This window comes from Mesorhizobium sp. M7A.F.Ca.CA.001.08.2.1, from assembly GCF_003998455.1.
Taxonomy (GTDB): Bacteria; Pseudomonadota; Alphaproteobacteria; order Rhizobiales; family Rhizobiaceae; genus Mesorhizobium; species Mesorhizobium ciceri.
On the sequence record NZ_RZPW01000273.1, the window covers coordinates 1 to 7,458 of the forward strand.

7 protein-coding genes are annotated in these 7,458 nt (G+C 64.6%); 4 read left to right on the plus strand and 3 right to left on the minus strand.

Annotated elements, in window-relative coordinates; translation table 11 throughout:
- Positions 1-535, plus strand: a 535-nt coding sequence (locus tag EN914_RS17440) for a TOBE domain-containing protein (protein WP_127389175.1), incomplete at its 5' end; no start/stop codon positions are given.
- A 36-nt stretch (positions 536-571) separates the two neighbouring features.
- Here EN914_RS17440 and EN914_RS17445 read toward each other — a convergent pair.
- The 3 genes from EN914_RS17445 to EN914_RS17455 all read right to left on the minus strand — a co-directional run bounded on the left by EN914_RS17445 (position 572) and on the right by EN914_RS17455 (position 4,413).
- Positions 572-1,654 carry an ABC transporter ATP-binding protein gene (locus tag EN914_RS17445; protein ID WP_013529417.1) on the minus strand — a complete coding sequence of 361 codons (1,083 nt, stop codon included), beginning with the start codon at positions 1,652-1,654 and terminating at the stop codon, positions 572-574.
- Positions 1,651-3,231, minus strand: a complete 1,581-nt coding sequence (locus EN914_RS17450; protein ID WP_024503777.1) for an iron ABC transporter permease — start codon at positions 3,229-3,231, stop codon at positions 1,651-1,653. Before EN914_RS17450 ends, EN914_RS17445 begins: the two co-directional genes overlap by 4 nt.
- 174 nt (positions 3,232-3,405) lie before the next feature.
- Positions 3,406-4,413: an iron ABC transporter substrate-binding protein gene (locus EN914_RS17455; protein WP_013529419.1), complete on the minus strand. Its 1,008-nt coding sequence runs from the start codon at positions 4,411-4,413 to the stop codon at positions 3,406-3,408.
- A gap of 261 nt (positions 4,414-4,674) precedes the next feature.
- Here EN914_RS17455 and EN914_RS17460 point away from each other — a divergent pair, with 261 nt between their 5' ends.
- The 3 genes from EN914_RS17460 to EN914_RS17470 all read left to right on the plus strand — a co-directional run.
- Positions 4,675-5,226 (plus strand): sigma-70 family RNA polymerase sigma factor, encoded by a 552-nt coding sequence (locus EN914_RS17460; RefSeq protein ID WP_013529420.1) that lies wholly within the window; start codon positions 4,675-4,677, stop codon positions 5,224-5,226.
- A gap of 1 nt (position 5,227) precedes the next feature.
- Positions 5,228-5,866 carry an NrsF family protein gene (locus EN914_RS17465; protein ID WP_013529421.1) on the plus strand — a complete coding sequence of 213 codons (639 nt, stop codon included), beginning with the start codon at positions 5,228-5,230 and terminating at the stop codon, positions 5,864-5,866.
- A gap of 134 nt (positions 5,867-6,000) precedes the next feature.
- The coding region (locus tag EN914_RS17470) for a PAS domain S-box protein (protein WP_127389176.1) at positions 6,001-7,458 on the plus strand (1,458 nt) is incomplete at its 3' end.

Genomic DNA, 7,458 nt, shown 5'->3' on the forward strand with positions numbered 1-7,458 from the left:
GATAAAGAACCTGCAGCGCTCGCTTGGCGTCACGTCGGTCTATGTCACACATGACCAGCTCGAGGCGATGACGTTGGCCGACATCCTCGTCGTCATGAATGCCGGACTGGTCGAGCAAATGGGGGCGCCGCTCGACGTCTACGAAAGGCCGGCCTCGACCTTCGTCGCTTCCTTCATTGGCGCGCCGCCGATGAATCTCCTGCCCCTTTCGCAAGGCCCGGCTGGTCCGGCGCTGGCTGATGGCAAGACGATTGAATTTGCGCCTGCGAACGCCGTCACGCTCGGCTTCCGCCCCGAGGATGCCGACGTCACCTTCGGGTCCGAGGCACCGTCCGGCGCGCTCATCCTGCCGGCGCTGGTCGAGGCAGTCGAACCGGTAGGCGCCGAAAGTTTCCTTCACTGTGCTGCAGGTGGCAGCAGGATCGTCGTGCGGGTCGCGGGTCGCGCTACCGCCACGGTTGGCAACCAATTGCGCGTGGTTGCCAAGGCAGAAAAGCTGCACTGGTTCGATCAGGCCGGAAAGCGCGTCGGCTAATCAGAAAGATATGCCTACGCTCCACCCACGCGGCGTTCAGGCGAAGACATGCGCCTTTCCCGATACAGTCAGCCGGACGATCTCGCCGACCGCCGGCGCGTCCATGCCCGGTTTGCGCAGGACCAGCGGCGTGTTGCCGATCGCTGCCGCATCGGGCGGATCGGCATTGTTCAAGAGCCGCACCGCGACCGTGCACATCGAGCCGGCGAATTCGGATTCCGTCACCTCGCCGAACAGCATGTCCGAGGTGCCGGACATACCCTCGCGCGACGTTCTCTTCAGCGCGATCTGCTCCGGGCGAAGCATGATGCGGGCGATATCGCGGCTGTCATGGGTGTCGACCGCGATGCGGCCGAGCGGCGAGTTGGCGAAGCCATTTGATATCTTGGCCGGCAGGATGATGGCGTCGCCGAGGAATTCGGCGATCATCCTGTCCTTCGGCTTGAGATAGAGCTCGCGCGGCGTGCCGATTTGCGAGAACTTGCCGTCGCGCATCACCGCGACCTGGCTGGCGAAGGACAGCGCTTCGGCCTGGTCGTGCGTCACCAGGATGGTGGTGATGCCGGCGGCCTCCAGAAGTTCGGCCACCGCCTTGCGCATCGAGGCGCGCAGGCCGGTATCGAGCGCCGAGAACGGCTCGTCGAGAAGCATCAGCCTGGGCTTCATCGCCATGGCCCGGGCCAGCGCCACACGCTGCTGCTGGCCGCCGGAAAGCTCGTGCGGGCGGCGTTTGAGGATCGCCTTGTCGAGCCCGACGATATAGGCGAGCTCGACGATGCGCTCAGCGCGCTTGTCCTCGCCGCGGCCCATGCCGAAACCGATATTGTCGCCAATGGTCAGATGCGGAAACAGGGCACCATCCTGCGCCACCACACCGATGCCTCGGCGATATGCCGGCACCGCAGCGCCGCCGTTGGCCAATATGGCACCGTCGAGCGTGATGTGGCCCTGGTCCGGAGCCTCGAAGCCGGCAATCAGCCGCAGCAGGGTCGTCTTTCCGCAACCGGAAGGGCCGACGATCGCCGTGCGGCTGCCGCTGGCGACGCTGAGGTCGACGCCGGCAAGAGCCGCCACGGGACCGTATTGCTTGTGCAGGCCGCTGATTTCGAGAAAGCTCATCGTCCGGCCATCCGTTTCGACTGGACATAGAGCAGCCAGGTCAAGGGCAGCGACATCGCCACCATGATGAAGGCGTAGGGTGCCGCCGAGGCATAATCAATCTCGCCACTGTAGGACCAGAAAGCCATCGCCAGCGTGCGGGTGCCGTTCGGTGCCAGCATCTGGGTGGCGGTCAGTTCGTTCATGATGCCGAGCGCCACCAGGGCCATGCCGGCCGCGGCACCCGGCGCCGACAGGCGGATCGTCGTCGACCACAGCGCCTGCAGCGGCGGCCGGCCGAGGCTGGAAGCGGCGCGTTCGAGCTCGACCGGCGCCTGCGCGATCGATGCCCGCAGGCTGACCAGCGCGCGCGGCAGGAACATCAGCGCATAGGCAACCAGGATGGTGAACAAGGTCTGGTAGAGCGGCAGCGCGATGCGTACGGTGATAGTGACCAGCGCCAGTGCGATGACGACCCCGGGCAGCGAGCCGACGATGTAGTTGCAGCCCTCCAGAAGACGCTGCAATGGCCCCGGCGCGCGGATCGAGATCCAGGCCATCGGCATGGCGGCGACGGTGGCGAGCAACGCGCCGGCGAGCGCCAGGAACAGCGTCTGGCCAAGCGCCAAGCCGATCTCGTCCAAGCGCCAGACAGCGGAGCCGCCGGCGGCAAGCCAGCCGCCAATGGTGACGAACGGCACGCCGAGCGCCAAAAGCGTGATGACGACAAGCAAGAGCAGGCTAGGCAGGGTGGCGCGTCCGAGGCTTGTGCGTTGCTGATGGCGCGCCGCGCCGGAGCCGACACGGGCATAGCGCTCCTCGCCGCGCACCAGCACTTCGAGGCCGAGCAGCACGAAGCAGCAGCTGACCAGCACGCCGGCCAGCATGTTGGCGGCCGGTCCATTGAAGGTCGACTGGAACTGGTCGACGATCGCCGTGGTGAAGGTGTCGAAGCGGATGAAGACATAGAGGCCGTACTCGGCCAGCAGATGCAGGCCGACCAGCAGCGAGCCGCCGCAGATGGCGAGCCGCAATTGCGGCAGCACGACCCGCCAGAACACGCGCCGGGGCCCAAGGCCGAGTGCGGCGGCGGCGTCTTCCAGGGCGGGATCGAGACGGCGCAACGCCGCCGACACCGGCAGATACAGGAACGGGAAATAGGCGATCACGGAAACCAGCACGCCGGCCCACAGGCCGTGCAGTCCCGGCACCATGGTGACCCAGGCATAGCTGTGCACAAAAGCCGGGATGGCGAGCGGCGCCACGCACAGCCAGGCCCAGAGCCGGGCGCCCGGCAGGTCGCTGCGCTCGGTCAACCAGGCCAGCGAAACCGACAGCACGATGGTGATCGGCACCGAGAGCGCGACCAGCAGGACAGTGTTGACCAGAAGCTCGCCGACACGCGGCCGGAAGACCAGTGCCGAGACTGTTTCCCAGCCGGTCTGCACCGCGATCCAGATGATGAAGGCAAGCGGCACCAGCGCCAGCAGCGCAACGAAGATGGCGGCGAGGACCAGCCAAAGCGGTGCGCGTCGCCGAGCCCTTCGGCCTGTGCCCGAAGGCAGGCCCGAATGCGCGAGATCGACCGCTGACTGCATCAGGTCAGACGCCGTGCCGTTGCCGTCCAGCGGCAGCAATTGAAGGACCGCGATCGCGGTCGGGAACACAGCGTGTCGTCATCGACGAATGCCATCTCGAAAAACAAAATCACTCCCGCGGAAGGCGAATTCCCGCGGGAGCGTGGTCGGGTGTCCTTTTAGGACGAATGGCAACTAAAGCAAGCCGGCTGCCGTCATCAGATCGGTCACCTTCTTGGAGTTCAGCGTCGTGGCATCGACCTTCGGCGCCTGCAGATCGGCGAGCGGCACCAGCTTCGGGTTGGAGTCCGCACCCTTGCCGACCGCGTACTCGAAGGAATCGCCGGTTTTCAGCACGTCCTGACCGCCTTTGCCTGTCAGCCATTTCAGGAACGCCTGGGCTTCCTTCGGATGCTTGCTCGAAGCCAGCACACCGCCGCCGGAGATCGAGACGAAGGCGCCCGGATCCTGGTTCTTGAAATAGTGCAGCGCGACATTCTTGCTGTTTTCGCCGGTCTTGGCCTGATCGCCGAAATAGTAATAGTGATAGATCACGCCGCCTTCGATCTCGCCGGCATTGACCGCCTTCATCACCGTGCTGTTGCCCTTGTAGGCGGTGAAATTGGTTTTCATCGCTTTCAGCCAGTCGGCGGTAGCGGCTTCACCTTTGAGCTGGAGCAGGGCGCTGACGATGGCCTGGAAATCAGCGCCCGAGGGGGAGGCGGCCCAACGGCCTTTCCAGCTCGGATCGGCGAGGTCCAGCATCGACTTGGGCAACTGGTCGGCAGTCAGCTTGGTCTTGTTATAGGCAAAGACCGTGCTGCGCGCGGCAACGCCGACCCATTTGCCGCTGGCCGGCTGATAGTCCTGGGGAACCTGCGCCAGCGTGTCCGCGTCGACCGGCGCGAACAGGCCGGCGCTTTCGACCAGCGCCATGGCCGGTGAGTTTTCGGTCAGGAAGACGTCTGCGGGCGAAGCAGCGCCCTCGGCGACGATCTGGTTGGAGAAATCGCTGTCGCCGCCATTGCGCACGGTGACCTTGATGCCTGTTTCCTTGGTGAAGCCTTCGGCCCACGCCTTGGTCAGGCTTTCGTGCTGGGCGTTGTAGACAATGATGCCATCCTCTTCCGCCTTTGCCGGACCGGCGATGAGGCTGATTGCCAGCGCGGCGGCGCCGGCGAGGGTGGAAAGAGCGTATTTCATGGCATTGTCCTCGATTTCGGGGGTCCTAGGTCTGTCACGGCTGCACCTATCGATACATGACAGCTATAGTCAACATTGTTGGTGTGCTTCAATCGGTCGCTGACGTGCAAAGGTCGGTGCCGAACGGACAATTCCGCGTGATGCTCACGGTTCGGCGGTGCCGCAAACTTTCGTGACTTGCCGACAGTTTGGCTTGGACATTATTTCGCCGGCCACGTAACAAATCAGCGCCGAGACGCGAAAATCGGGGAGTGAACTCTTGTGAGCGGCAAGGACGAGGCCGAACTTTCCCGGCTGATGCGGGCCGCGATCGCGGGAGATGAAAGGGCTTACGCCGACTTTCTGCACCGGATTGCCGCGCTGGTTCGCGGTTTTGCCAGGCGCAAGATCGTGCAGGGCGGGGTCGATCCCGAGGATGTCGTGCAGGAAACCTTGCTGGCCATTCATGTGAAACGGCATACCTGGCGTCAGGATGCGCCGGTGTTGCCGTGGGTCTATGCGATTGCCCGCTTCAAGCTGATCGATGCGTTCAGGCGGCGCGGACGGCGCATCGAGATCGACGTCGACGATATCGCCGAGACGTTCGCCGAGCCGGAAACCGAGACCGTCAGCGAGCGCGACATCAACCGTGCATTGGACGGTCTGTCGCCGGCTCAGCGCTCCGTGGTCTCGGCCGTGTCGGTGGAAGGGCGGTCCATCGGCGAGACGGCGGCAAAGTTCGGCATCAGCGAGACGGCGGTGCGGGTGTCGCTGCATCGCGGACTTGCCGCGATAGCCAAGCGATTCGGGCAGGGGCGGTTCGGGCGGGAATGACATGAGAACGGACGATCTCATCAAGGCGCTGGACGCCGATGCAACCAGCAAGGCGATGCCGCTGCAATCGGCCTGGTGGCTGGCCGCCGGTGCGGCAGCGGTGATCGCGGCCGTCGTTTTCCTGCTGACCATCGGCCCACGCCCGGATTTCATGGCGGCCGCGCACACGATGCGCTTCCTTTCCAAATTCGTTTTCACCATCGTGCTTGCCGTCAGCGCCTTCGCCCTGATCCGCGCCTTGTCGACACCGGGTGCGTCGACGGGCCGGGCGATGGTTGGGATGGCTGCGGCGCCAGTGCTGGTAGCCGTGGCGGTGGTTCTGGAGCTTTTCATGGTGCCGGAGGCGCTGTGGGGAACCAAAATGGTCGGCTCCAACATGATGATCTGCATGGCTTTCATCCCGCTGATCGGCCTCGGTCCGCTTGCCATCTTCCTGTGGATGCTGCGCTACGGGGCGCCGACACGGCCGGTGCTTGCCGGTGCGGTGGCAGGCCTGCTCGCCGGCGGGCTGGCGGCAACCTTCTATGCCGCCCACTGCTTCGACGATTCGCCGCTTTTCGTCGCCACCTGGTACACGATAGCCATTGCAGCGCTCGCATTGCTTGGCGCGCTCGGCGGACGGTTTTTCGTGCGCTGGTAGCGTTGCGCCACGCTCGCCCGCTCGCGCATACCGATCCTTAATCATGCCGGCAATTGTTTGCCGGTTAGCGATGGCACCGGAATGCCTGACGCAACCTTTCCTTAAAATCGATCCGCCAAGGTTGAGGCGAGAACATGCGTTTGCGCACGGGGGTGGCACGTATCGTGATGTGGCGAGGATTGACCAGCCGAGAATCTCTTGGGCGTGCAGGGCTGGCGTTGCTCGTCGCCGGCCTGGGCGTGCTGGCGGCCTCGATCCTGCTGTCGCGCCTGGACCTGGGCACCGAAGCCTTGAAACTCTGCCTGCAGATCGCGATGGCAGTGGCGGCGGGCGCGCTGTTCCTCGCCGCCCTGTCCACCCGCAGGATCAGCATGGATCGCCAACAGATCGCCGAGAGCGAGCTGCGCTTCCGCCGCGCCATGGAGGATTCAGCGATCGGTATCGTCGTTGTCGGTCTCGATGGGCGCATCCGCCAGACCAATCCGGCCTTCGCGGCCATGCTTGGCTACACAAGCGAAGAGATCGAGACGCTGACTTTCTTCCAGATCACGCATCCCGACGACCAGCAGATCGGGCGGGAGACGATGGACGATCTGAAGGCGGGCACGGTCAATTCCTTCCATTTCGAGAAGCGCTATCTCCGCAAGGACGGAACGCCCGTCTGGGCCCATCTTGCCGGTTCGGTCATTCGCGATGAGACCAGCGGCCGCCCGCTCTATCTCGTCTCGCAAATCGAGAACATCGACGCTCGCAAGCAGGCCGAGGCGCGCATTGCCGAAGCGGAAACGCGTTGGAATTTCGCGCTCGCCGGCGCCGGCCAGGGCGTCTGGGACCTCGACATGCGCAAGGGCGGCACGACCTATTCCTCGACCTGGGTCAAGATGCTGGGCTATGCGGATGGCGAGCTCGATGGCGACACCGACCGCTGGCTGACGATGATCCATCCTGATGATCGCGAGACTGTCGCCGAAGCGGATCGCGCTCATCTCGAGGGCAAGACACCGTTCTTTGAGGCCGAGTTCAGGATGCGCCACAAGGATGGCCACTGGGTGTGGATCCTCGACCGCGGCAAGGCCATCGAACGTGATGAGGATGGACGGCTGATCAGGGCCATCGGCAGCTTGACCGACATCACCCGCCGCAAGGAGGCCGAAGAGCGCCTCACCGTGTCGGCGGCAATGCTTGCCGATGAAAAGGAGCGGCTGAGGGTGACGCTGCAATCGATCGGCGATGCCGTCATCTGCACCGATGCCGCAAACCGGATCACCTTCATGAACCCGGTCGCCGAAAAGCTGACCGGGATTGCCGGCGGCGAGGCTCTCGGCAAGATGCTTGGCCATGTCTACTGGGCGGTCGACGAGGAGACGGGGCACAGGATCGGCGTGACCCGGCCCGCGGTTGGCGTTCATGCGCCCGCCGACCAGAACAGCCGCGCCGTCCTCATCCGGCGCGACGACACGCGCTGCAGCATCCGCCAGGTGGTGTCGCCGATCGTCAACGACCGCAACGAATTCTGCGGGCTGGTCATCGTCTTCCAGGACTTTACCGATGCGCGCGCGCTGCAGCGCCAGCTCGCCCACGCCGCGGCACAC